Below are 25,108 nucleotides of genomic sequence, written 5' to 3' on the forward strand. Positions count from 1 at the left end.
TTTTTATAAATAGCTTTTTCATGTGGGTTCCATAATCAAAAGCCTTGTAACAAGCACACCATATGATTTAAGGTATTGTTGCAAACTAAAATTATATGTGTCTAACTGTGTTAAAAATATTCTCAAAATGCTCATTTATTACGTGTAAACTGTGCTTTTTCGAACATTTTTGCTTGTTACTACCCCATCTAATTCCAGCTTACAGCCCCTTTAAATAGATTCTTTTAGGCCTTTTTCAAACACTGTATGCACCTGCCAACTTACCAAAGCACCACGATATTCTTAACAGGGTAAGCAAAAGCAAGATAATAAAATTTCTTTAATTTAATAACAAGTTATAAATTAAACAATAATTATGTTATTATGTGTAATAAATGTATTATTATTGTTTTAAAATAAACATTAACTTGTAGAAATATAACTTATGCTGTCACTTCAAAATATTCATTGCATTACACTCAATCATATAGCTCGTACATATGATGGCACGTATGATTCATTTGTTAAACTCAAATACGCTTTAGAGCATTATGCATATACTAATTACTATAACTATAACGTGGAAGTTTTATCTAATAATAGCTATACCCATATTAAGGTTATTATTAAATGCAATTTTCATGATATAGAACAAACATTTGAGCTAGTTAAAGAGAGAAATATTTTAGGAGTAGGATATAAGAGTTCTGGCTTAATATGCAAACAATGTAAAAAAATATGCAAGCAATATGAAGGACTGTTCGAGAAGGTTTATGGAGAGCAAATTGATGCCCTACTTACAGATAAATTTAAAGCAAGCCCAGACTACTTTGGGTTATATTATAGCAATAAAACTCTACATAAAGGTCTAATGTCTAAATACCAACAACATAATCTTGCTTTTGTTGGTTTTATAGATACTTATGAGAGTATTATTTACTGTATGTGTAAACTATGTGGTTATTTCTCTATTAAACCTGTAAAACTCCTTATGAGTGGTGAGAATTATAATTGTAAAAAATGTGCAAATAAGCCCCATTTGAGATCTAATGTTAATGAAGTACAAATAAAACTTCACAAGTTATATTGTGACAAAGTTAGGGTTATGCAGCTTTGTAGAATGCACATTCAATACAGTAAGGATTTTTTAGCGAAGAGAAAACAATTCTTAAGTATAAGAGAATTTGTTGATAAAACTGGGATTCACTATAAAATGCTTGTAGGTGTGAAAGCGGATTCACGTAGTGTATTCAAAAAGCAAAGTAATGAAGTAAATATTTTACCTTTGTTTGATTTGTCAAACTCTGATTGTTCTGTATTTATAAAAAGCGCACTTTTTACGCCCGAAATAACGTTTCCAGGAAACACATTAGATTTAAGTTATTATATACTTTCAAAAGAAAAAAATATCAATTTAAAGGGAAAGCCAGTAATATTTGTAATAAGCATCGATATTGAAAATATCAAGCTTCCTTACATACGCAATAATGACATTCAAATAATAGTCATATGTACATCTGCTGAATATAAAAAAATATTAGTCAACAATAATCAAATAACTGGATTACAAGATAATATAAGTTTTATCAAATTAAAGTGTGACGATAAAGGCCATGACTTAGCCAGGTATATAGTAATAAAGAAATATGTTGCTTGGCATTATGCCTATTCTCAGAGCATAGATGACTTTCTTATTATAGAAGGCGATATAAATCTGGTTGTAAGTGCCAATGACTGTGCCTATGATTGGTCGTCACTGTATCAATATGCTAAACAAATGGTAACCAATAATGGTCATATTGTTGGCTTAATTGGGCAAGAAGAATATAAACAAAAAACACGCAGTGGTATAACAGCTATTATTTATTATAATAGTTCTTATATCTTTGAAAATCTCTTTAAATACGCAGGATATAATCTTTGGGAATTGATACCGGTAAAATATTATAATTATGCTGCTGATTCAGCATATACATTAATAGCGTTAGAAGTTTTATATAAACAAAATCCAGCTTATAATTATGAAAATGGTTATATAGATATAGATATAGATATAGACAATATCAAAGTTTTTAGATATAGAAAATCCGCCTTATCCTTGGATCTAAAAGGGGTTGAAGAATATTTAACAGTAAGTCGAGGCGCAAGTGATGTAGAAGATTCTATCATAATGGCTCTCCAAGAAACTATTATTAAACGTTATCCAAGATGTAAGATAAATATACCTTATTTAAAACTTTTCATGTTACAAAATCATATACCTGAAGAGAATATTTCTAAGTTAGCTACGGCTATAGATAGTTATACACTTAATTCATATGTTACGAATAATTACAGGGATTATCAAAAAGAAGCCTTAAAACAAATAGAATCCTCACGAGAAAATATTAAAAGAGTTTTTTTGCCAACTGGAACTGGTAAAACGTATGTGATTTTTTATAAAGCGCTTAATGACTATATCAAAGGCAAAGATGTAATTATTATAGAACCTTTTTTGTCATTAGTAGATCAAATGTTTACATTTTTTAAAAGAGAAATCTTAGAGAATATACCTCGACCTAACTTGGATATTAAGTATAAGTTTCCTGTCCTTAAGATTGCTACAAGTTACAATAGGTGTCTTACATTGGCATATTTTGCTCAGAGGATGAGAGAACCGCAACATTCAAGGGAAAAAAGAATATATATTGTTAGTTATTCTAGTTTTATAAATTTATTTGATTCTGTAGGTAGCGAAAGCTTAAATAACGTTAGTTTTATTTTTGACGAAGCCTGGATAACCGCTCCGTTTGAGTTACTAAATAAATTACCTAACTCTAGCGATAAGTTACTAATGTCTGGATCAGAATTTAGCAGTAATTACACGTATAAATTAGACTATAGCAATGCATTTAAACTTGATGTGATAAGGAGAGTAAGAAGTTATAAAATAGCTTGTACTATTGATCAAATCAAATCCAAAATTCTAGAAAATAAACCGCTTAAAGGGATAATTTATGTGAGTGGACAAAGGAGATTAGAAGAGCTTATAAGAACAATCCCTCAAAGTTTTAAAAAGGCAAACTCAGCAAAACACGGCTTACAGTTGTTAACCTCATATCTACAAGAGTGTTTTCAAAACGTAAGTATTAATTATATATATAGTAAAAAATATAATAAAAAGTATATAGATGATACTGATAATCTGAATATTTATAAATTAGAAAACTTTAAAAACAAACAAGATAATGCCGTATTGATAACCTATAGAAGCTTAACGATAGGTTTTGATGATCCTAATTTAGGGTATATTATTAAGTTAGGAGATTTGTATGGCTCAAAAGGTGAGCAAATACTTGGGCGAATAATGCGTAAATTTCCTAATAACACCGGTGGAATAAATTTATATAAAAAAGCTTATTATACTGGAGAGTTTGATGAAAATCTCAAATGTCTTTTAGCGACAAGTGATGATGAAATAAAAACTGGTTTATATTCGCAAAAATTACAAACGCCTATCTTTGATACTTATAAACCAAGTATTACACCAACACCTTATAGTAAACAACAAGCTCAAACACGTAACTTAGCAAGCAAAACTCCTTTTTTAAAACCGCAGCTGTATTTAAATCCAAATGAATCTATAAGAGCTACTATGAGTTTAAATTCTAATTCTAGAAATTCTGGTTTAAATTCATACACTCCAATCAATTTACCCAGTCCAAATATAAGTTCAAAAAGTAAAGGTTTATTTGGTGAGAATAATAGTTATAAGGGCTTGAGTTTTAAGGATTCTAGGCGATCTAGTATAGATAGTGAATTAAGATTGAAAAACAACGGCATATTTGATGGACATGATGATTCTTATAAAAGTTTTAAAGATCTTAGAGTTTTTAATATAGATGCAGAAATGTCAGATAATCTATTAAATCCTCAAAATAGAAGTTTTTCTGGTGAAAATAATAGGTTTTATAGAATACTAGGTTCTAGAAAATCCAGTATAGATTTACATCGATCACCTGATTTATTAAACTTAAATGCTCAAAATCAAATAAATAATTTCACTACTAAAAACCCTAGCTTATCTATTAATAAACCAAGTACTGTACTAAAACTTTATGGTAAACAACAAGCAAGTATAAGAGCCGGTATAGTTAATCATCGTGTTAACTGCTATATTAATGCAAGTTTACAATTACTCTCATGTATGGAACCTATCTTACGCCAACTAACAGATATAAGCGCTATAAATCAAAGAGCATCTGCAATTTCACAAAGATTATCTGAAGATGGTGCTATTCAACAGCAATATAAGAATTATATTCTTTCTACTAACCTTTTTAACGTAATTAATGAAATAATGACTCAGTTAACTGATGGTAGAGAGACTCCTATAAATATAGGTAAACTATTATCTTGTTTCGATCAATCAAAAGTAAAAAGTAGCGCTCTGAATGTTCCTATTTTCAAGAATACCCAAGAAGATGCACAAGAGTTTATAATAAAATTTTTAAATATAACTGTACTAGATAACCCAAGTGTAATACATAAAAGGAGAATAACATGCTCCAATTGTAGTGGGGAAAGCATTATAGATGAGCGCCAAACGTTTATAGGAGTTAATTGTAATCAACCCCATTTAGTAATTTCTAATGCAGTTTTCACTGGAAATAATCCCTCAATAGAAGGTTTAAAAGAAGAAAATAAATACCAATGTTCTAGCCGAATTTGTGGCGGTACTAAGCAAAATGCAATAAGCGAAGAATATTATGACTTCGTAAATCAAGACTATATACTTGTACATTTGGTATTATTTGATAATTCCGGAAATAAATATGATGGAAACATTTATATTAACGATATAGAAATCCAAGGGCTATGTTACAAACCTATTGCTTGTATTGTACATATTGGCCAAAATATCAATGAGGGTCATTATATAGCAGTATCTCGTAATACCTGCCAAGACAATTTTGTTATATATGATGATAAAAATGTAAGTATAACACCTAATGAAGATATAAACGCTGTAATTGAGGGCTCTAAATCTGGCTATGGCAACGAAAACCCTCAACCATATATCATACTTTATAAAAAACAAACCCAAAGCCCTTATATTTTAGCAAATAGAGCTTCTTTTTTAGAATCTCAGCATTCAAATACCAATGAAGCTATAAGAGATAAAATAAATACAAATACTAGATGTTTGAGTATAGGTTCAAATAGCCCAGGCAAGCCACTAAGCCCACAAAATAGAGTTTTTTTTGATGAGTATAAAAATTTTCATAATGATCAGAGTTTTGAGTATGTTAGACACCCTAGCGTAGGTTCAGATATGGTTAATAATCCATTGAGTCCTAAAAGTAACGATACTTTTTTTAATAAATTTAGTTTTGCGCGATTACATGACGAAATTTATACTCATAATGCTAAAAATGAAATCCAAAACCTTATTAAAAGTCACCATAATAGTGCAGTAATAGCTGGTGGAGATAAAATTGATAGTTATACTGCGGAGATTACTATTAGATGTGATAATAACCATGAAACTAAAGATTATGTAACTAATTTTATTAATTCATGGTGCCAAGATTGTGAAGTAACTGACAACAAAAACCCTAATAAAATCAAGAAAAGAAAAGCTTCTATATCGACTTCTGAGTTAGAAAAAATAGTGAATAATAAGACTATTAGCGACACACCTATAAATATTGTCAAACAAACTAATTTTAAAACTAGTGAACCCATTAGACGCTCCCAAAATTTATCTCAACAAGCTTCTGATAATATACTAAGCCAAAAAAGAAACAGTAGTAAGCAAAGTTTTGCTGTGGAAAGAGTAGTTAATAATAAAAATAGTCTTGATAAGCAAGAGCAAATATCTACAAAAAAACAATATAAATGTGACTTCCCAGGCTGTAATCATGAAGCCATTCATTCAGGGAATTTGAAAGAACATCAACAGATACATACAGGGGAAAAACCATATGTATGTGACTCTGAAGGATGTAACAAAAGATTTGCTAGAGCAAATATTTTGAAAACACATATACGAACACATACAGGGGAAAAACCATATGTGTGTGACTTTAAACACTGTGATAAAAAATTTATTACAAAAGGAACGTTGAATAGACATAAACGAACACATACAGGGGAAAAACCATATGTGTGTGACCTTGAAGACTGTGATAAAAAATTTATTACAAAATTAGAGTTGGAAACCCATAAAAAAAGACATACAGAGGAGAAACTATATGTGTGTGACTTTGAAGACTGTGATAAAAAATTTTTTACAAAATTAGAGTTGGAAACCCATAAAAAAAGACATACAGGGGAGAAACTATGTGTGTGTGACTTTGAAGGATGTGATAAAAAATTTCTTACAAAAGTAGAGTTGGAAACCCATAAAAAAAGACGACATACAGAGGAAAAACCATATGTGTGTGACTTTGCAGGCTGTAACAAAAGATATGCTAAAGCAAGTGATTTGAAAAGACATAAAAAAGTGCATGAAAGCAATAGATAATAGAAGTGTAATAATTCAAACTTGACCTGATAGTAAGTACTTGTCTAAAGCATTCTAAAGGTTTAAAACAACTATTTTAAAGTAAAATCTGACTAGATGTATTTATAAAATTTAGGTTATTCCTTATAATAGTGGCTAGCTTATTAAGTTTACATCTAAGTGTTATATATTTATGCGAGAAATTTCTAATTTAAAAGTAAAGGTTGAAAGTGGTGGTAAATATACTACAGAGCAAGGTTTTCATGCAGTTAAAGATGGTATTAGAAATAAAAAAGAAAATTCTGTACATATTCGCAAACCTGAATGGTTGAAGGTTAAAAAACAAGATTCAAGTGAATATCTTAAAGTTAAATCTATAACGAAAAAGTATAAGCTTTCCACAGTTTGTGAAGAAGCAAAATGCCCAAATATTAATGAATGTTGGTCTCATGGTACAGCAACCATCATGCTAATGGGGAGTGTTTGCACTAGAGCATGTAAGTTTTGTTCGGTTGACACAGGAAATCCAAAAGGCTGGCTGGATAAAGATGAGCCTAAAAATGCAGCTGAAAGTGTAAGGCTTATGAATCTAGAATATGTGGTTTTGACATCAGTAGATCGTGATGATTTAGAAGATGGTGGAGCTGCGCACTATGCTAGTACAATTACAGCAATAAAACAACTTAACGCTGAGATTAAAGTCGAGGCTTTAACACCAGATTTTGGTGGTGTAGAACAAAATATAGATAAAATTATAAATACGCAAGTTGATGTTATCGCACAAAACATCGAAACTGTAGAGCGTTTGACTCATCCTGTACGTGACCCAAGAGCGGGGTATTGGCAGACTCTTAATTTTTTAAAGTATGTGAAGCAAAAATCCCCTAACGTTTTAACTAAAACTAGTATCATGGTGGGTCTAGGTGAAACAGAAGAAGAAATCTATAAAACTATGGATGACGCTAGAAGTGTAGGAGTTGATGTTTTGACATTAGGTCAATACATGCAACCAACTAAGCATCATTTAAGCGTACAAAGGTTTGTAACGCCAGCACAATTTGATGAGTACCGTAAAGTAGGTTTAGCAAAAGGATTTTTAGAAGTAGCATCTGGTCCGATGGTTCGTTCTAGCTATAGAGCAGATAGAATTTTTAAGAAAAATAATTTAGATTTATAAAATAAAATCAAAACAAAAGGTGAAAAAATGGCAAAAGTAGCAATAGTATTTTCAGGTTGCGGGCATCTTGATGGCACAGAAATACATGAAGCTATACTAACTATACTAGCATTAGAAAAGCAAGGTGTAGAATGGCAGGGAGTTGCTTTAAATGAGAATCAAAAGCATGTAGTAAACCATTTAAACCAATCTGTCGATACAAAAGCTTCTCCTAGGAATATATTAGAAGAGTCAGCACGTATTACTAGGGGTAATGTTATAGATCTTGCAGAAGCAGATAGTGATAACTATGATGCTGTAATATTTCCAGGAGGCTTTGGTGCGGCTAAAAATATTATGGATTTTGCATTTGTTGGTGATGATAGTTATCAAATGAACGAAGAAGTGCTAAAGTTTGCAAGAGCTTTTTACCTTGCAGATAAACCAGCTGGTTATATTTGTATTTCTCCGTTGATGATACCTTTAGTTTATCCAGAAGGCACAAAAGTAACTGTTGGTAATGATGAGAACACTGCAGTGATTTTAGAAAAAAAGGGTGCTGAAGCTGTAATAATGGATGCTACAGATATCTGTGTTGATGAGGGAGTAAAAGTAGTTTCTACCCCAGCGTATATGTGTGCTAAAAATATTTTAGAAGCAGCACAGGGTATAGAAAAATTAGTTGAAAAAGTAGTTAGTTATATTTAAGGATATAAAAGATGGCAGGTCATAGTAAATGGGCTAATATCAAGCATAAAAAAGCAAAAGAAGATGCTAAACGAGGTAAAATTTTTACTAAATTAATCAGAGAAATAACAGTAGCAGCTAGGTTAGGTGGTGGAGATAAAGATGCTAACCCAAGACTAAGAGCCGCTATTGCTACAGCACTTTCTAATAATATGAGTAAAGATACTATAGAAAGAGCTATCACCAAAGGTGCTGGTGGTGAAGAAGGAGCCAACGTAGAAGAGGTACGCTATGAAGGTTATGGACCAAATGGTGTGGCTATTATGGTAGACTGTATGACAGATAATCGTAATCGTACAGTTGGAGAAGTTCGCCATGCCTTTACTAAAAGCGGTGGAAACCTTGGGACAGATGGCTCAGTGGCATATATGTTTACTAAGAAGGGTATTATTTCATTTGCAAGTGGAGTAGATGAAGATACTCTAATGGAACTAGCCTTGGAAGTAGGAGCTAATGATGTAATTAACCATGAAGATGGTAGTATAGATGTAATAACAGCCCCTCAAGATTTTTCTGATGTGCAAGAAACACTTATAAAAAAAGGTTTTAATCCAGATAGTGCTGAAGTTACCTTCGATGCAGAAACTAAAGTCGAGTTAGATTCGGAAATAGCAGAAAAGGTTATGAATCTAATTGATAAATTAGAAGACCTTGATGATGTACAAAATGTATACTCTAACGCTAATTTTACTCAAGAGTTAATGGAACAACTTGGTTAACCATATTTGATAGATATTACATTCTCAATAAATCTAGGAGCTAAATGGTAATTTTAGGTATAGATCCAGGTTCAAGAATTACGGGTTTTGGGGTTATTAAGGCTCAAGATAATAAACTATATTATGTTGCTAGTGGGTGTATACGCATTACAGAAGTAACTACAGCAAATAGACTCAAACAAATTGCAGATGGTATCACAGAAGTTATAAACACATACGTTCCAACAGAATCTGCTATTGAGCAGATTTTTATGTTTCAGAACCCAACAGGTGCTTTAAAGTTAGGGCAGGCAAGAGGTGTCGCTATGTGTACTTTAGCCATAAATGGCTTAGGCGTTAGTGAATATTCAGCTAAGCAAATAAAACAAGCAGTAGTTGGAACAGGAGCTGCAGCAAAGTCCCAAGTTCAACATATGGTACAGTCTTTATTAGGGTTAAGTAAAAAGCCACCAGAAGATGCAGCAGATGCTTTAGCTATAGCTATATGTCACTACCATAGTAGCAAATCCTTAGCCAAAATAGTTGGGGCAAGTCGAGTGGCTCAAAAAAGAATTAAATAAATGTCATTAACACTAAAAGCTTATTAAATATTACATAACTGGTTACCCTCGTGCTTCACGCGGTGATCTACCGTCTTGAAAGCCAAAAGATTACAGTTTTTAAATAGCTAACGTTGAAAACCTGCTGTATAAAAGTTCATGTAAGCAATCTTATATGTTAATTTAAAGAGACTATAAACAAAAAGGAGGAGATAATATGGGGAAGTGTCAAAAGCAAAGATTAAGTAGAGGTAATACTATAAAAATAAAAAAAATATTAGGAGAGTCTACGATGAAAAAAACACAATTAATTATAACAACCATATTGTTAGCTGGTGGTATAGGTTTAGGTTATTCAAATGAAAACAGCGACACCGTAGTATCAAAAGTTGCGGTTAAAAATAAACAAGCTATATCAAATTTAGCTTTACCAGCAAGTACCCTAATAGGTGAAAAGGTAGTCAACTATAAAGGGGAAAACTTGGGGAAAGTAAAAGAAATTATGGTTAACCCTAGCTCAGGTAAAGTAGCTTACGTAGTTGTATCGTTTGGAGGGTTGCTTGGAATGGGAGATAAACTATTTGCTATCCCGATGACTACTTTTGAAGTTGATACAGCAAATTCGCAGTTTAAACTAAACAAAACAAAAGAAGAATTAGAGCAAGCTCCTGGGTTTGATAAAGATAACTGGCCGGCAACCTCTTCTAGCTATTGGAATAAATAGACTTTTAAATAGCCTTTGCCGATTCTATATATAAAATACAAATTATTACAAACAATTCCATGGTCAACCACTTCGATTTCGTTCAGTGACTGTCTGATGGAATGACGTACTACTTTTTGGTATAGCTAGCTATATTTATCAAAGCAACAATTTATACGAGTTATTCATAGCTAAAATTAGAGCCTTTCCACTTAACTGTGTAAATTCACTTACATGAATCTCTGAATTCTATGCTCAAACTCGATAGCGAAATAAGGCATAGCCTCATTCCAATATTTAACAGGCATAGACCATTTTTTAGTCAAATAATCTATAGCCAAGTACAAAGATTTGAAAACAGAGTCATCTTTAGGAAATAGCTTTTTATTCTTAATGACTTTCCTAAACTGGCTATTAAGCGATTCAATCGCATTAGTAGTGTAAATAACTTTACGAATTTTTGGAGGATATTGCAAGAATACAGTTAAATTATCCCAATTATTTATCCATGACTTTGAAATTAAAGGATATTTAGTATCATATTTATTTGCAAAGTTATCAAGCTCAGATTGAGCTATTGCAATGGTATCAGCATCATATATTTTCTTTAACTCTCTAGCTACCTCTTTCTTGTCTTTATATGGCACATACTTAAGACTATTACGAATTTGATGAACGATACAAAGCTGATGCTTTGTCTCAGGGTATATAGCTTGTATAGCATCAGACATGCCTTTTAAATTATCAGTACATGCTATAAATATATCCTGTAAGCCTCTATTCTTTAATTCAGTAAAAACACTAAGCCAATATTTAGCACCTTCATTTTGACTGATCCAAAGACCTAATACATCCTTATGACCAGTTAACGATATGCCAAGAGCCACATACACAGCTTTATTAATAATATGCTTGTCTTCTCTAACTTTAACGACTATACAGTCAAAAAACACTATTGGATAAACTGACTCTAAAGGTCTATTTTGCCATGCTTTAACATCATCAATAATAGCTTCTGTAACATCACTTATAAAGCTTGTACTTATCTTTGTATCATATAACTCAAATAACTGTTGTTGGATATCTGTAGTACTCATACCTTTAGCATACAAAGATATAATTTTTTGGTCTAAGCCGTTTATCTTGGTGACTCTTTTGGGAACTATTTGAGGTTCAAAGTCACTATCTCTATCTCGTGGAACTGATATTTCCAAATTACCTGTGTCTGTAGCTAATGTCTTGTTACTATAGCCATTCCTAGCATTTGATGAATTAGTCCTTTGGTGTTTTGAATAACCAAGATGACTATTCATTTCTGCATCTAGTGCTTTTTCTAATAATCGTTTTGTTAGTTGCTTTAGCAAACCATCTTTCTCAAACATTTGATTAATATCAACACCTGAATCTATTATTTGATCTGCAATAGCTGTGTAAATATCTTCTGACTTCTTATTCTTAGACATTGTTTCTATCCTTAATATTTCGCTAGAAATAATCTAGCAGGTTAATTAAGAATTTACACATTTATTTGGAAAGTCCCTAAAATTATGGAGATAAAGACACAAAGTTAACTTGATTATTGCCAAATAAGCTTTATTCTTAAAAGTAAAATACCAAAAATAAATTATTATGATAAGTTTTATAAGAGGTACTCTCCTAGAAAAAGATCCTACCGCGTTATTGGTAGATGTAAACGGTATTGGATATGAGGTTTTCGTACCTATGACTACTTTTTACACTCTTGGTGAGACTAATAGTGAGATAAGCTTGTATACACATTTTGTTGTCAGAGAAGATGTACAACAGCTTTATGGCTTTAAAACTAAAGTTGATAAAAAAGTTTTTCAAGAATTAATAAAAGTTAGTGGTATAGGTGCCAGAACCGCTATCGCAATACTTTCTGGAATGGACTGTAAAACGTTACTTCATTGTATAGAAAATAAAGATTATGGTTTATTAGCAACTGTACCTGGGATTGGTAAAAAAACAGCAGAAAGGTTAGTTGTTGAAATATATGATAAATTACTTAAATTAGCTAATGAAATTTATGGTCAGTCTGGTACTAAAAACTCTACTGAGCTATCAAAAAATCCAACAGCTCAAAATAGCACGACAGTTATTTCTAATTCTATATTTAATGAAGCTGTAGATGCTTTATTAGCATTGGGATATAAGCAAAAGGATGCTGAGAAAATGGTCAGAAGTTCCCTAGTAGATGCAGGCGATGTTTCAGAGGTTATACGTAAAGCTTTACAAAACACAATTAGGTCTAAAAAATAAATACTTCAAAGTGACTAGATGTGACCTTCTTTAGAGTTTTTCTTATTTAAGAATTCTATCAAGAAAGTTAAATACAAGCTCTAAATTATCTTTAGTTTCAAATTTTTCACCACCATGCTTGGCCCCCTCAATAATCACTAATTCAACTTTGTCTTTTCCAATCACTTTAACTAATTTATTATAGAAATTTATACTTTGTTGGGTGGGTACCATATTATCAATACTGCCATGTTCTATAAGAAATGGTGGAGTTTTTTTACTTATATACGTCTCTGGGTTAGATAACTTGGTTTTTTCAGGACTATTACCAACATTGCTACCAATATATAAACTTTCAGGAGAGTCATCTTGGGAATGATTAGCTTTGCCTAAACCTGATTGGTTAAACTGATCATCCATTTTGCTAAAATCCGTAGGCCCAAACCAATCAACACAAGCTTGTACGTTTGCTGAGTACTTTTTATTACCTAAACTTAAATCGTCTAGTTGAGTTATTTTATTTCCTGAGGTTGCAGCAAGAGCAGCCAAATTTGCACCAGCGGAATCGCCCCAAACAGCTATAGCATTTGGGTTTAGATTATACTTAGTAGCATTTGCTTTGATAAATCTTATAGCTGCTTTTACATCTTGGATCGCTGCAGGGAATGTTGTCTCCCCTGATAGGCGGTAATTAATGGCTACTACAGCATAGCCATATTTTATACCCTCAAGCATCGGTTTTAGTTGGTAGTCAGCCTTATCTCCACCTAAGAATGCTCCACCATGTATAGCTATTATAACTGGATATGGTTTAGGAAATTTTTTATCGTTAGGTAAGTAAATGTCTAGTTTCTGGGCATCAGATACCGCAGCATATGCTATATTTAAGTATTTATTTTTAACCCAAGATGTGTCAGTTAAATTAGATCCATTATTGTTAGGAAGTGTTTGATATTGGTTATTAGCTGTATGTTTTATATATACGAATGCCCCGGTTGTTATCAATACGATTAGGATTGTAAAGCTAGTTATTTTATATCTGTATTTAATCATTTTAGAATCATCTTTCAAAAATAGAATTTATATTTATTTAATATATCTATAATGTTATGATAAATCAATGTTTTATATCACCTATTTTTTCTTTATGGAGAACCTTGTTTTTTAGTTAAAAATTGACAATTTAATACGATATGAGAAAATTGGCGGATGTTTTGAATAAAGTTTGCTAGCAACTCCGTAAAATCAAATACAAATATATGTTTACTAATGATTGGAAAAAAGCACTTAAAGAATCTTTTTATTCACCTTTAGAATTATTAGAGTTCTTGAAAATAGATATTAAAGAAGCTAGGATTTCATCAGAAATTACAAAGAAGTTTAAGATGATTGTCCCTAGATCTTTTGCTAATAAAATGCAAAAAGGTAATATTAATGATCCCCTATTAAAACAAGTATTACCAACCGTAGATGAGGAAGTGATAGCTGAAAACTATACTAGTGATCCATTAGAAGAAAAAAAATATAATAAAGTTACTGGCTTATTACATAAATATCACGGTAGAGTTTTATTGGTTGCTCAAACAAGCTGTGCTGTGCATTGTAGATACTGTTTTCGTAAAGAATTTAATTATAAAGATAATATTCCAGGTAGAAAAGATTGGTTGAAAACTTTTGACTACATAACAAATGATAAAAGTATTGAAGAGGTTATCCTAAGTGGTGGAGATCCTTTATTAAATAATGATGAAATCTTAGAATTTTTCTTAAAGAATATACAGCAAATAGCCCATATCAAAAGGATTAGAATTCATTCAAGGATACCTGTGGTGCTACCAGAGAGGATAACTACTAAGTTATTAGAAATTCTTTCAAATCATAGCTTAGATACGATACTAGTTATACATGTAAATCATCCTAATGAAATAGATGATAATGTTACTAGAGTTTTAAGTGAAATACATAAACTTGGCATAATTATTTTAAATCAAAGTACGCTGCTAAAAGATATAAATGATGATGCTGATGTGCTTTATGCTTTAAGTACAAAACTGATAAAAGCTAAAGTAATTCCATACTATATACATTTGTTAGATACAGTCTCAGGAACTAAGCATTATAATGTTGACAACGCTAGAAATATTATGAAAAAACTTTCAGAAATTTCTTCAGGGTTTATGGTTCCTATATTAACCAAAGAAGTTCCAGGCTATCCATCTAAGAAGTGGCTATCTTTTCATGAGTGAAGTTATGGCAAGGTAATTAATAATAGACCAAGAAAACGACATCAATGGCTAACACCAAACCAGGTGTTTGAAAAAGAATTAAATATGTGTCGCACTTCGGTTTAGAATGTGGGCAATTTAAGATTAAAAAACTTTTTCAGAGAGAGTTAACTAGTGTGTTACAATCTTAATATTATTATACTCTTACAATCTAAAACTTAAACTATGAAAAAATGTGGTTATATTTCTATAATAGGTCGACCAAACGTTGGTAAGTCAACACTGTTAAATAATATTCTTAAGTATAAAGTTAGTATAACATCTCGTAAACCTCAAACTACAAGACACCAAATTATAGGAGTAAAGACAGTTGAGGATACTCAATTCGTTTATGTGGATACCCCAGGTATCCATATTAAAGAGCCTAAAGCAATAAATAAATTTATGAATAAAGCAGCAACAACAATGATAAAAGATGTTGATGTGATTTTATTTATAGTTGAGATGGGTAAGTGGACAGAATTAGAGGATAATATAGTAGCTAAAATTAAAAATTCAGAAATCCCAATATTTTTAGTGGTAAACAAAGTTGATAAAAAAAAATCACTTGAAGCTAGTGTGTTTATTGAGTCTATTAAAAACAAATTTACTTTTTATGATGTTATTTATGTCTCAGCTAAGCAAGGGCATAATATTAATGAGCTTGAGTCAAGAATAGAAAAGCTACTTCCTGAATCTGAATACTTCTTTTATGGTGATGACCAAATTACAGATAGAAGTATTAAGTTTTTAGTTTCAGAAATAATTCGTGAAAAAATTATGCGTACTATAGGTAGTGAGGTGTCATACCAAATAGCTGTAGAGATTGATAGCTATAAAATTGATGAACAAAAAAATATCGCAGATATTTATGCGAGTATCCTCGTTGAAAGAGACAGCCAAAAAGGTATAGTTATTGGTGCAAAAGGCTCTAAACTTAAAAAAATAGGTATTGATGCGCGTAAAGATATTGAGCATCTGATAGGTATGCAGGCCAACTTAAAAATATGGGTTAAAGTTAAAAGTGGTTGGTCTGATGATGATAGGGCGTTAAAATCATTAGGATACGATTTGATATAAATTTTCTCTATGCAAAAAGTTATTTACTTAGATAAATCACGTAAATACCGAAAATTATTTTATATTTTAACAGTTGTGCTTAGTAGCTTTGTAATAGGAGTTTACTTTAGAAATAGCTATTTATTGTATATTGGTTTTGCTTTGATAATATTATCTATTTTTTATGAGTGTTTATTTAGTTTACCAGTCCTAGAGGCAATTGTTTTACCTAAAGAAAATGGGAAGTACTTTAAAGTAATTATAGATAATCAAGAAAGTGACTTTTGGAGAATAAGAAAATATATAATTATAAATGGTTGGATTTATCTTTATATTTTCCAAGAGGGTTCAAATAGGACACTTAAAATGTGGCTACATAAAAGTAATTTTAAAGATAAAAATCATATTAGGTTGTTTGCTAAGAAAATTATTTTAGAAAATTTGTGATACAAAGGAATCATTTTTTTGTTTTAAATATCCTATCCCATAATGGAAAGGTTACGGCAAAATTTGTATTTTCATAATGATGATGTAAAGCATGATGTTTTTTGTATAGAAATAGAATAGAGCCTTTTTTTGCTTTTATATGGTGGGCACTATGATGTATGAAGAAGTAAAACAAAGCTCCTAGTAAAGCCCCGCTATAAATTGCACTTGCTATACCTAAACCAAATACTAAATATAAAGGTAAAAACAGTGTAATAGTGTAGATTGGTAACGAAATATACGTTGGGTTACCTACTAAATCTATAGGATTTTGATGATGTACAGCATGTAATTCCTTGAGGAATGAAAAATGATGAAATAAGAATCTATGAACTATGTATTCTATAAAAGTCCAAATAAAAATTCCCAACAAAACAAAAGCAAGTATCCACAATAAATTACCCTTGAAGTATCTAAAGCTTAATACTAAAAAAAAGACAGTAGTAATAGGATATATATAAAAATCACTCCAATAGCCAGTTCGAGAAATTTTTTCAAGTAAAGTCATATATTAATAATATCAATGTAGTTTTAATTATTACAACATCATAAACAACTTTTGGAATATAATCAAAAGTAAAATCATTTTGATGTAATAAAATGAAACTATATAATATAGTAGACTTTTATATGATTTGTGGTATATGGATTTGTTGTGTTAGAAAAATTTAAGTTAGAATTGTTAGAATTACTAAGTAAACAACAGATTGTTGAAAATGAATTATTAAGGTACGCTTACTCAACTGATGCTAGTCTTTATAGAATGGTTCCAAAGCTAGTTTTAGTGGTTAAGCTGGAACAAGAAGTTCAAAAAATCCTTAAATTAGCAAATGAGTATGATATAAAATTAACTTTTAGAACAGCAGGTACTAGTTTATCTGGCCAGGCTGTTACAGATCAAGTTTTAGTAATCTTAGCTTCAGATTCGTGGTTAGAATATAAAATCTATAATGATGGAAAAAAGGTAAAATTACAGCCAGGCATTATCGGAAGTGAAGCTAATAAATACTTGAAAATTTATAATCGCAAAATAGGACCAGATCCAGGCTCTATAAATACAGCTAAAATTGGTGGTATTATAGCTAATAACTCAAGTGGCATGTGTTGTGGTACAGCTAAGAATTCGTATGCAACACTAGATTCCATGCGAGTCGTTTTTAATGATGGTAGCATTTTAGACACTTCAGATTGTGAAAGTATAGAAAATTTTAAGCAAACTAAAAAAAGCTTTTTAAATACAATTTCAGAGATTCAAACTCAAATATTACAAGATGATGAGTTAACAAACTTCATAAAAAAGAAATTTTCAATTAAAAACACGAGCGGCTATAGCTTAAATGCGTTTTTGGATTTTAAAGACCCTGTTAAAATAGTAGAGAGATTAATAGTAGGTTCAGAAGGTACGCTTGGATTTGTTAGTAATGTAACTTTAAATACGGTACCAGACTATAAGTATAAAGCTTTAAATTTAATATATGGTAAATTAGATGACTTAGTTAAACTTACAACTCAAATTGAAGCTTTTAATTTATCTTCAGTTGAATTGTTAGATAATGCATCTCTCAAATCTGTCGCTAATAATGCTGAGCTAAAGCCTTTTTTAATCTCTTTAGAAGATTCTCAAATAGCTGGTATTATGATTGAGCTTGCAGAGTCAAACCAAAAAGATTTAGATGATAAGCTTGAACTTATAAATAGTTACATAGAAAAAACAAATATAATTCATCAAGTTGGGTTTATCCAAGATGAAGCTAAAGCACAAACTCTATGGAAAATACGCAATGGGATAGTACCTACCATAGCTGGGCTAAGACCATCAGGTTCTAGCGTTATTATAGAAGATATAGCTGTAAATATTTTAGATTTGCCAAGTCTAATAACTAAGATGAGGAAGCTTTTTGACAAGTATGGTTATATTAATGCTGCTATTTTTGGGCATGTGTTAGCAGGAAACATACATTTTGTTATAACACCAGATTTTCATAATAATGAAGAAGTATTGGTATATGACAAATTTATGCATGAGTTAGCAGATATAGTAACCAAAGGTTTTAATGGTTCACTAAAAGCTGAGCATGGCAGTGGAAGAAATATTTCGCCTTTTGCAATAGTAGAATGGGGAGAAAAATGTTGGAATATCATGTGGCAAATAAAAAAGTTATTTGATCCTAAAAACATTTTAAATCCTGACGTTAAGTTAACACATAATAAAAACTTACATATTCAAAACCTCAAAAAGCTTAGTGTAATTGGAAGTGAAATAGATAAGTGTATGGAATGTGGGTTTTGCGAACCAGTATGCCCATCACGTAATTTAAGCCTTACTCCTCGTCAACGCAATGCTGTTATACGAAAAATACCTACTTTACCAGATGGTGATAAACAAAAGTGGCAAAAAGATTTTGAATATTATGGTGTAAAAACATGTGCAACTACAAGTTTATGTAAAACTAGATGCCCCGTTGACATAGATACAGGAGCTTTTATTTTAAAACAGAAAAAGCTGGTAAATAAGTTAGTTAATCACTCTCAAGAAATTAATAAAGCTAAGCGAAAAGTTAAATTAGCCAACCTAGCTGGAAATATTATTGGAAAGACAAATTTGCAAAAGGTAACTAAGATTTTACATAATCACTTTAAATCTATACCGGTATATTTAGAAACTATGCCTAAAGTTCAAGATGTACATTTTAAGAACTCAGTAACCAATAATGACAATAGGGTATTACTAATACCATCATGTCCTAATAAAATATTTGCTAGTAATAAAAAATATTCTAAATATCCTAATCAATTAGTCTTAGAAAAGCTAGGTTTTGATGTCCATTATCCAGAAGATCTTCAGGATATATGTTGTGGTCAGATGTATAATTCAAAAGCTAATTATGCTCAGCAACATAAATCCCAAGAATTACTTAGTAGCCAAAACTTGAACCAATATGATTATGTTGTGATTGATAATAGCTCTTGTGCTAGTTTTGCAAAACAACAAAATATAGCTTTAACTGATATAAATAGCTTTATTATAGAAAATATTAATACTACAAAACTTACCAAAAAGTTTAATAAGATAGCTCTTCATATTGATTGTTCAACCAGAAAACAAAATCTCGATGAAAAATACACCAACCTTTTAAAGCTGTGCTGTAATGAAGTTATACTGCCAGAAAGAATTTACTGTTGTGGTTTTGCTGGCGATAAGGGTTTTACTACCCCAGAGTTAAATGCAAATAGCTTAAGTTCATTAGCAGACCAAATAAAAGGTTGCGATATAGGCGTAAGCTTCAATCGTAGCTGCCAGATTGGTCTTAGCTACCACTCTAATATGGAATATATTTCTTTCGTTGAGTTAATTTTGGAATGTATCAGTTTAGATATATGAGAAGTTATGAACTAATCCAACCTAATGCATTAAAAATATCTTGAGATACTTTCTCAACTAGTTGATCACCGTTGATTTTTATATACTCCGGTGTTTTTGTGTTATTTGACTTAAAGTTTTTATAAAATTCTACTAATTTGGATGTTTGCTCACGATATACAGAAAGTCTTTCTTTGACTGTTGTTTCATTATCATCAGAACGGATAATTAAGTCTTCACCTGTTACATCGTCTTTACCTTCAACTTTGGAAGGGTTAAATTTTACATGATAAGCTCTACCGGAAGCAGGATGAATTCTACGACCTGTTATTCTTTCTACTAGTAACTTATCGTCAACATCTATTTCGATTATAAAATCGATGTTGACACCTAGTTTATCTAATTGTTCAGCTTGTATAATAGTTCTGGGTACACCATCAAGTAAAAAACCATTTTCACAATCTTTTTTTGAAATTCTATCCTTAACTATCTTAATAATAAATTCATCGGATACTAACTGTCCAGAGTCTAAAATTTTTTTTAATTGATTACCAATTTCACTACCTGACTTTATAGTTTCTCTAATCATATCACCGGTTGAAATGTGTGCGATATTATACTTTTGCTCAATAATTTTTGCTTGAGTACCTTTACCGGCTCCTGGAGCTCCTAAGAGAATTATTTGCATTTATTTATAACCTTTTAAAAGTATAGTTTACATAATTTGGTTTTAATTATAAAATAATTACAATAATATATCTAGAATTAATGTATTATGTAATCTGCTAGGTAATTTGTTAAGGAAAAAATAGGCCTATTTTAGATGCTATCACTGTTACTTGAAAAAAAAAGAAAAAAAGCGCAAAAAACTGTTTTGGGTATAGAGTATGACTTTAATTCCTTAGCAGCGGTTAAGCTTGATAAAAAAAACCAAGAGTATTCGTTAGTTTGTTGCAGTAGTGATATATTTTCTGAGCAAGCGTATTTCGAGGGGGAACTCATTTGTGATTACATAGGAAATGTAATTAGCAATATTATTTTAGAAAATAAACTTGGTTTTTTTACTAGATTGGGTTTTGTTACCTATAAAGACATAGATATATCAAAAGAAGAAATAGTATGTGATAAAAAAAACTCTGAAATAATTATAAAAGAAGGTGTTGAATTTTACCTAAAAGAACATTTCTTAAAAAAGAAATTTCCAGAAAGTTACTCAGATATCGCTTTTGATTTTTATGATGAATTAGAGGAAAAAGGAATAATAACTATTTATTACATTGCAGATACTAAGATTACAGGGCGTTTATATAACATTGCTAAAAAATCTAAGAAAACTGTTTCTGTATGCGCTCTTGATAATATCGTTATTAGCAACTTTGTGCAGAAACTGTTTTTGTCGGAAATTTCACAACATGCTACTAATAGTATTTTATTTGGTCTATACACTGATAAATTATGTATATACAGTTTTTCTCCTAGTGGTGAACTTAGAAATTATGAAGCTGTGAAAATATTTGACACTAAGATTACAGATGCTACTTATGTCGATGAGGCTATTCAATTATTATTAAGATTTATAGATTTCATGTCTTTAGATTTTTCTGATTTTTCATCTCAAGATAATGCTATATATATTTATGGGATTAAAGCAAATTTTGAAGAGATTTTTGCGTTAATAAAAGAACTTTCAACAAAAGATTGTCGTATTTTAGATCCATTTGTAAATATTCAAAAGCAAAACTACAAGGTAGATATTAAAGCTCCTTATCGATATGTAATGCCTGTAGCAATAGCTATGATGGAGGCATTGTGATGAAACCATTAAATTTTATTCAAGATCGTCATAAAAAAATGCAGCTAACGTATATCGCTATTGATATAGGATTTACCGCTTTAGTTGCTTTTTTTGCGATGTTTAGTTTATCTATCATCTTATCTTGGTCAAGTAGAGAAGACATGAGACTTGAGCAGTATATTCAAACTAAAATTACAGAGCTTAATAAAAATTCTTTACAGTACCAAGAGATTAAAAAGCAACGTGATAAATTGATTGATGTGGTTGATAACCTGGCAAATATTAAAGCAAGTCAGTTTTATATGCTACTTGGTATAGAAAAAATATCTAGAGCTATAACAGACAAGCTTGATGTTTCAGGTATAACTTATATTGCGTCTGAGGATGAGATCGTGCTTAATGGTGAGACTAAAGACCTGAAGCTACTTTCTGTGTTTATGAAAAACTTAGAGGTTGAATTCAAAATAAAAAAAGTTGAGTTAAAAAGCCTTGGTCCTGAAAAAAATGGTCAAAGAAGTTTCTCTTTACAATTCAAATTTGGTGAAGAGAATGCGTTTAGAGGAGATTATGTAAAATGATAGATAAGTTACAATCTCTCCTATCTAATAGATATATCAACAAAGCTATTTATGCTCCTTTAAAGTTTAGACTAGTAGCAATGCTAGTTTTATTAGTGTTATTTTCATTAATTTTCTATGGTATTTTTGTTAGTCCAGTGCTTACAAATAATGCTTCTGTTGAAAATCATATAAATTATATGAAGGAACAAATTCCTTTATTAATAAAGAAACAAAAAGATTTAGAAAAATTAAAAGAACAGGTTGAGATCTTAGAGCAAAGCAACCGTGAAACAAAGTTTAGTATACCAGAAAGTCATTCTGTACCTATATTTTTATCATCTTTGAATGAAGCTATAAGTAGTTCAGGTGTCACAATTATTGATTTATCACCAGCTGGAGTAGAGAAAAATAAATATTTAGATTTATACGCTATAAACTTTAGGGCAAAATTAAGTTGTAGTTTTCCAGAATTAATAAAGTTGTTTATAGCTTTGATTGATATGAAAGATATAGCTATAATCACTAATATGGCTATTAAAAGAGAGGCTGATGAAAATCTAGTTGTAGAGTTAAATCTACAAACTTACTCTCGTCAAGGAGTGGGGGCTTAGACCACATGTGTTTTAACTTTAAAATCTACGTGTTAAGGTTTTTGCTTATTTTAGTTTTTATCGGGGAAGGGTATGGTATAGCTTTTGCTAACTATGCCGCTAAAACAAAAGAAATTGATAATTTGATAATAAATAAAATACAAACTACTAAAAGCACAGAGAAACTTAAAGTTCCTGAATATAAGGGTGATATTTTAACTTTCGAAAGGTTATCTAAAATACGTAATATATTTAGTATGAATCATTATCTTCCTTTTGAAAAAAGAGAACCCTTACCACAACAAGAATCAAAAGTTGCTAGACCAAAACCTATAATCATGCCTCCAGAATTAGAGAAGGTAATGAACGCTAAAAAAACAAAACTACAAACTTACCCTATAAATACCTTTTCTTTTAAAGGTATGGTTTATCAAGATAAAAACATATGGGGTGTGGTTGAAAATACTAGAGAACCTGCAAAACCTATATACATCAAAAAAGGTGAGCTAATAGGTCCGGATTACGGAGAGGTTGAGGATATTACAAAAGAAGGTGTTTTAATAAGCCAATGGTATCAAGATATGCAAAATAGAGTTTGGAAAAAAACACAAATAGTTATACATTAATTTAATTAAGGTTAGAGGATGTTTTTGGGTAAAAAGAAGCTACTGACGTTATTAATTACACTAGTAAGTGTTGTAGGATTTAGTACGGCATTTGCTGATACTGATATTGCTAAAAAGGATACAGTAACTGCAGCAGTGAAAGCTAGTGAAGATGATGTAAAAATTGTTGGTAGAGAAGAAAGTAAACAAACATTAACTAGACACCACATTAAAGACCTTGAGTTTCATAGAAGTTTAAATGGAGGCGCAGTTTTTAATGTCGATTTTGAGGAGAATGTGGGAAATTTCTCTGATTATAAAACTGAGCTTTCTAGAGATGGGTATACTCTTACAGTAACTTTTAAAAATACTTCTATTTCTGATAAGTGGGTTAGTAATATTGATACAAGAGTTTTTAATACCATAGTTGATATCATAAAGATACGTAATGAAAATAATGATGTAGTTTTTATAATTCACTCGCTTGATAGAATAGCTCTTACTGATTTTAAAGAAGGTAATAACTTTACTTTTAAAATAGATAGACGTAAAAGTAGAATTGAGAATTTTAACATAAATGAGTCTATATCACTTTCATTTCAAGATGCTCCAGTGCAAACTGTTCTTCAAGTATTATCTGAATTTGCTGGTTTAAACCTTGTAGTAAGTAGTAGTGTAAGAGGAAATATCTCTATTGATTTAAAAAGTGTGCCTTGGAACGAAGTGATGAACATAGTTTTAGTTAGTAAAGGTTTGGCTACTAAAAAGATGGATAGCATCTTGTACGTTGCTACTGCTTCAGAGATAGCAGCTCAAGAGCAGCTTGAATTACAAACTAAACGATCGTTAGAGAATAATGCTACTTTAGTAACTGAGTTTATACCTTTAAACTATACTACAGCTCAAGCTGCTCAGACAGTTGTAACATCTATGGCTAAACAAAATGGTGGTATTATGTCACCACGTGGTAGTATTACCTCTGACGTACGTACTAATACTTTGATAGTAACTGATACTGAAGAGAAAATTCCTCAGATTAAGAAAGTTGTTAACGAGATAGATATTCCAAACGACCAGGTTTTAATTGAGTCAAGGATAGTGGAAGTTAATAGGAATACATCATTAGAACTTGGATTTAACTATGGTCTTACTGATGCTACTGGTAAGGTGGTTAATATAGGTTTAGATACTTTCAAAATGCCAGAGAATGCTTTAGGAGCAACTGCTGAACTTGCATACACTATTTTTGGCGGTATGAAACTAAATATAGAGATTCAAGCATTAGAGACTGAAGCTTTATTAAATCAAGTGGCTTCTCCTCATTTGATAGTTGCCAATAATGAAACAGCATTTATTAAGCAAGGTGAGCAGGTGCCATATAATCAATCAACAGCTTCAGGTGCTGCTTCTATTGCATTTCAGGAGGCTGTCTTAGAGTTACAAGTAACTCCACAAATAGCACCAGATGGCAACCTTATTTTAGAAATTCTAGTGACAAAAAACTCGGTAATCCCTAATTCAGGAGGATCTTCAGGAGATACTCCATTACCGCCTAGTATTGCTACAAGGGAGATAACCACAAAGGTCATGACTAAAGATGGACAAACTATAGTTATAGGGGGGATTTATGAAACTAAGCAAGAAGAAACTCGTACTAAAATACCTCTTTTGGGGGATATTCCGTATCTTGGGTATTTATTTAGCTACACGAGGATAATGAATGAGGATAAAGAACTTCTGATCTTTATAACACCAAAAATATTAGAAACAAAAATAGAAAGATAATAATAAAGCTAATA

General features: G+C 31.0%; 20 protein-coding genes. 16 read left to right on the top strand and 4 right to left on the bottom strand.

Going from position 1 to position 25,108, the window contains the following annotated elements; translation table 11 throughout:
* Positions 1-424 precede the first annotated feature (424 nt).
* The 6 genes from E3E15_RS03585 to E3E15_RS03610 all read left to right on the top strand — a co-directional run bounded on the left by E3E15_RS03585 (position 425) and on the right by E3E15_RS03610 (position 10,351).
* Complete coding sequence (locus E3E15_RS03585) at positions 425-6,487, top strand: C2H2-type zinc finger protein (RefSeq protein ID WP_172106611.1); 6,063 nt, start codon at positions 425-427, stop codon at positions 6,485-6,487.
* Between the two features lie 172 nt (positions 6,488-6,659).
* Entirely contained in the window at positions 6,660-7,643 is a 984-nt protein-coding gene (gene lipA / locus E3E15_RS03590) for a lipoyl synthase (protein WP_172106612.1), read from the top strand.
* A gap of 27 nt (positions 7,644-7,670) precedes the next feature.
* Positions 7,671-8,330, top strand: coding sequence for an isoprenoid biosynthesis glyoxalase ElbB (gene elbB / locus E3E15_RS03595; protein ID WP_172106613.1), 660 nt, complete (start codon positions 7,671-7,673; stop codon positions 8,328-8,330).
* 11 nt (positions 8,331-8,341) lie between these two features.
* Positions 8,342-9,088 carry a YebC/PmpR family DNA-binding transcriptional regulator gene (locus tag E3E15_RS03600; RefSeq protein WP_035718990.1) on the top strand — a complete coding sequence of 249 codons (747 nt, stop codon included), beginning with the start codon at positions 8,342-8,344 and terminating at the stop codon, positions 9,086-9,088.
* A gap of 44 nt (positions 9,089-9,132) precedes the next feature.
* The gene (ruvC, locus tag E3E15_RS03605) at positions 9,133-9,648 is read left to right on the top strand and encodes a crossover junction endodeoxyribonuclease RuvC (RefSeq protein WP_039125247.1); all 516 of its coding nucleotides are present in this window, start codon (positions 9,133-9,135) and stop codon (positions 9,646-9,648) included.
* Between the two features lie 196 nt (positions 9,649-9,844).
* Entirely contained in the window at positions 9,845-10,351 is a 507-nt protein-coding gene (locus E3E15_RS03610; protein ID WP_245313675.1) for a PRC-barrel domain-containing protein, read from the top strand.
* Between the two features lie 209 nt (positions 10,352-10,560).
* Here E3E15_RS03610 and E3E15_RS03615 read toward each other — a convergent pair whose 3' ends face one another.
* Positions 10,561-11,793, bottom strand: a complete 1,233-nt coding sequence (locus E3E15_RS03615; RefSeq protein ID WP_172106156.1) for an IS256 family transposase — start codon at positions 11,791-11,793, stop codon at positions 10,561-10,563.
* A 166-nt stretch (positions 11,794-11,959) separates the two neighbouring features.
* Between E3E15_RS03615 and ruvA the strand changes: the two genes are divergently transcribed.
* The gene (ruvA, locus tag E3E15_RS03620) at positions 11,960-12,610 is read left to right on the top strand and encodes a Holliday junction branch migration protein RuvA (protein ID WP_172106614.1); all 651 of its coding nucleotides are present in this window, start codon (positions 11,960-11,962) and stop codon (positions 12,608-12,610) included.
* Between the two features lie 42 nt (positions 12,611-12,652).
* On the opposite strand, the gene E3E15_RS03625 is transcribed toward ruvA, so the two are convergent.
* The gene (locus tag E3E15_RS03625) at positions 12,653-13,642 is read right to left on the bottom strand and encodes an alpha/beta hydrolase (RefSeq protein ID WP_172106615.1); all 990 of its coding nucleotides are present in this window, start codon (positions 13,640-13,642) and stop codon (positions 12,653-12,655) included.
* A 206-nt stretch (positions 13,643-13,848) separates the two neighbouring features.
* On the opposite strand from E3E15_RS03625, the gene epmB reads away from it, so the two are divergent.
* The 3 genes from epmB (at position 13,849) to E3E15_RS03640 (ending at position 16,359) form a co-directional block, all read left to right on the top strand.
* Entirely contained in the window at positions 13,849-14,835 is a 987-nt protein-coding gene (epmB, locus tag E3E15_RS03630; RefSeq protein WP_172106616.1) for an EF-P beta-lysylation protein EpmB, read from the top strand.
* A gap of 204 nt (positions 14,836-15,039) precedes the next feature.
* On the top strand, positions 15,040-15,933 hold the full coding sequence (gene era, locus E3E15_RS03635; protein ID WP_172106617.1) for a GTPase Era: 894 nt from the start codon (positions 15,040-15,042) through the stop codon (positions 15,931-15,933).
* A gap of 9 nt (positions 15,934-15,942) precedes the next feature.
* Positions 15,943-16,359, top strand: a complete 417-nt coding sequence (locus tag E3E15_RS03640) for a hypothetical protein (RefSeq protein WP_172106618.1) — start codon at positions 15,943-15,945, stop codon at positions 16,357-16,359.
* A gap of 10 nt (positions 16,360-16,369) precedes the next feature.
* Here the strand turns inward: E3E15_RS03640 and E3E15_RS03645 are convergent, their stop codons facing one another.
* On the bottom strand, positions 16,370-16,906 hold the full coding sequence (locus E3E15_RS03645; protein ID WP_172106619.1) for a sterol desaturase family protein: 537 nt from the start codon (positions 16,904-16,906) through the stop codon (positions 16,370-16,372).
* A 147-nt stretch (positions 16,907-17,053) separates the two neighbouring features.
* Here E3E15_RS03645 and E3E15_RS03650 point away from each other — a divergent pair, with 147 nt between their 5' ends.
* Positions 17,054-19,780 (top strand): FAD-binding and (Fe-S)-binding domain-containing protein, encoded by a 2,727-nt coding sequence (locus E3E15_RS03650; RefSeq protein ID WP_209451686.1) that lies wholly within the window; start codon positions 17,054-17,056, stop codon positions 19,778-19,780.
* 4 nt (positions 19,781-19,784) lie between these two features.
* Here E3E15_RS03650 and adk read toward each other — a convergent pair whose 3' ends face one another.
* A complete protein-coding gene (gene adk, locus E3E15_RS03655) occupies positions 19,785-20,447 on the bottom strand; it encodes an adenylate kinase (RefSeq protein ID WP_172106620.1) in 663 nt (220 codons plus the stop codon).
* Between the two features lie 135 nt (positions 20,448-20,582).
* Between adk and E3E15_RS03660 the strand changes: the two genes are divergently transcribed.
* Genes E3E15_RS03660 through E3E15_RS03680 form a run of 5 tightly spaced genes read left to right on the top strand, consistent with a single transcriptional unit; the run spans position 20,583 to position 25,094 of the window.
* Positions 20,583-21,572 (top strand): hypothetical protein, encoded by a 990-nt coding sequence (locus E3E15_RS03660; RefSeq protein ID WP_035719010.1) that lies wholly within the window; start codon positions 20,583-20,585, stop codon positions 21,570-21,572.
* Positions 21,572-22,132 carry a type IV pili associated protein gene (locus E3E15_RS03665; RefSeq protein WP_172106621.1) on the top strand — a complete coding sequence of 187 codons (561 nt, stop codon included), beginning with the start codon at positions 21,572-21,574 and terminating at the stop codon, positions 22,130-22,132. The genes E3E15_RS03660 and E3E15_RS03665 overlap by 1 nt, the downstream gene beginning before the upstream one ends.
* A complete protein-coding gene (pilO, locus tag E3E15_RS03670) occupies positions 22,129-22,725 on the top strand; it encodes a type 4a pilus biogenesis protein PilO (RefSeq protein ID WP_172106622.1) in 597 nt (198 codons plus the stop codon). The genes E3E15_RS03665 and pilO overlap by 4 nt, the downstream gene beginning before the upstream one ends.
* A 5-nt stretch (positions 22,726-22,730) precedes the next feature.
* Positions 22,731-23,330 (top strand): pilus assembly protein PilP, encoded by a 600-nt coding sequence (locus E3E15_RS03675; protein ID WP_035719015.1) that lies wholly within the window; start codon positions 22,731-22,733, stop codon positions 23,328-23,330.
* 18 nt (positions 23,331-23,348) lie between these two features.
* Positions 23,349-25,094: a type IV pilus secretin PilQ gene (locus E3E15_RS03680; RefSeq protein WP_035719016.1), complete on the top strand. Its 1,746-nt coding sequence runs from the start codon at positions 23,349-23,351 to the stop codon at positions 25,092-25,094.
* The last annotated feature ends 14 nt before the right edge of the window (positions 25,095-25,108 follow it).

Origin of the sequence: Allofrancisella frigidaquae, from assembly GCF_012222825.1 — a bacterium.
Classification (GTDB): Bacteria; Pseudomonadota; Gammaproteobacteria; order Francisellales; family Francisellaceae; genus Francisella; species Francisella frigidaquae.

What these genes read in the sequence shown, in the direction of transcription:
- elbB (WP_172106613.1), top strand. Translation starts at nt 7,671, where the DNA reads ATGGCAAAAGTAGCAATAGTATTTTCAGGTTGCGGGCATCTTGATGGC.
- E3E15_RS03665 (WP_172106621.1), top strand. Translation starts at nt 21,572, where the DNA reads ATGAAACCATTAAATTTTATTCAAGATCGTCATAAAAAAATGCAGCTA.
- E3E15_RS03615 (WP_172106156.1), bottom strand. Translation starts at nt 11,793, where the DNA reads ATGTCTAAGAATAAGAAGTCAGAAGATATTTACACAGCTATTGCAGAT.
- adk (WP_172106620.1), bottom strand. Translation starts at nt 20,447, where the DNA reads ATGCAAATAATTCTCTTAGGAGCTCCAGGAGCCGGTAAAGGTACTCAA.
- E3E15_RS03625 (WP_172106615.1), bottom strand. Translation starts at nt 13,642, where the DNA reads ATGATTAAATACAGATATAAAATAACTAGCTTTACAATCCTAATCGTA.
- pilO (WP_172106622.1), top strand. Translation starts at nt 22,129, where the DNA reads ATGATAGATAAGTTACAATCTCTCCTATCTAATAGATATATCAACAAA.
- E3E15_RS03645 (WP_172106619.1), bottom strand. Translation starts at nt 16,906, where the DNA reads ATGACTTTACTTGAAAAAATTTCTCGAACTGGCTATTGGAGTGATTTT.
- era (WP_172106617.1), top strand. Translation starts at nt 15,040, where the DNA reads ATGAAAAAATGTGGTTATATTTCTATAATAGGTCGACCAAACGTTGGT.
- E3E15_RS03675 (WP_035719015.1), top strand. Translation starts at nt 22,731, where the DNA reads ATGTGTTTTAACTTTAAAATCTACGTGTTAAGGTTTTTGCTTATTTTA.
- E3E15_RS03660 (WP_035719010.1), top strand. Translation starts at nt 20,583, where the DNA reads ATGCTATCACTGTTACTTGAAAAAAAAAGAAAAAAAGCGCAAAAAACT.
- epmB (WP_172106616.1), top strand. Translation starts at nt 13,849, where the DNA reads ATGTTTACTAATGATTGGAAAAAAGCACTTAAAGAATCTTTTTATTCA.
- E3E15_RS03600 (WP_035718990.1), top strand. Translation starts at nt 8,342, where the DNA reads ATGGCAGGTCATAGTAAATGGGCTAATATCAAGCATAAAAAAGCAAAA.
- ruvA (WP_172106614.1), top strand. Translation starts at nt 11,960, where the DNA reads ATGATAAGTTTTATAAGAGGTACTCTCCTAGAAAAAGATCCTACCGCG.
- E3E15_RS03640 (WP_172106618.1), top strand. Translation starts at nt 15,943, where the DNA reads ATGCAAAAAGTTATTTACTTAGATAAATCACGTAAATACCGAAAATTA.
- lipA (WP_172106612.1), top strand. Translation starts at nt 6,660, where the DNA reads ATGCGAGAAATTTCTAATTTAAAAGTAAAGGTTGAAAGTGGTGGTAAA.
- E3E15_RS03610 (WP_245313675.1), top strand. Translation starts at nt 9,845, where the DNA reads ATGGGGAAGTGTCAAAAGCAAAGATTAAGTAGAGGTAATACTATAAAA.
- E3E15_RS03680 (WP_035719016.1), top strand. Translation starts at nt 23,349, where the DNA reads ATGTTTTTGGGTAAAAAGAAGCTACTGACGTTATTAATTACACTAGTA.
- E3E15_RS03585 (WP_172106611.1), top strand. Translation starts at nt 425, where the DNA reads ATGCTGTCACTTCAAAATATTCATTGCATTACACTCAATCATATAGCT.
- ruvC (WP_039125247.1), top strand. Translation starts at nt 9,133, where the DNA reads ATGGTAATTTTAGGTATAGATCCAGGTTCAAGAATTACGGGTTTTGGG.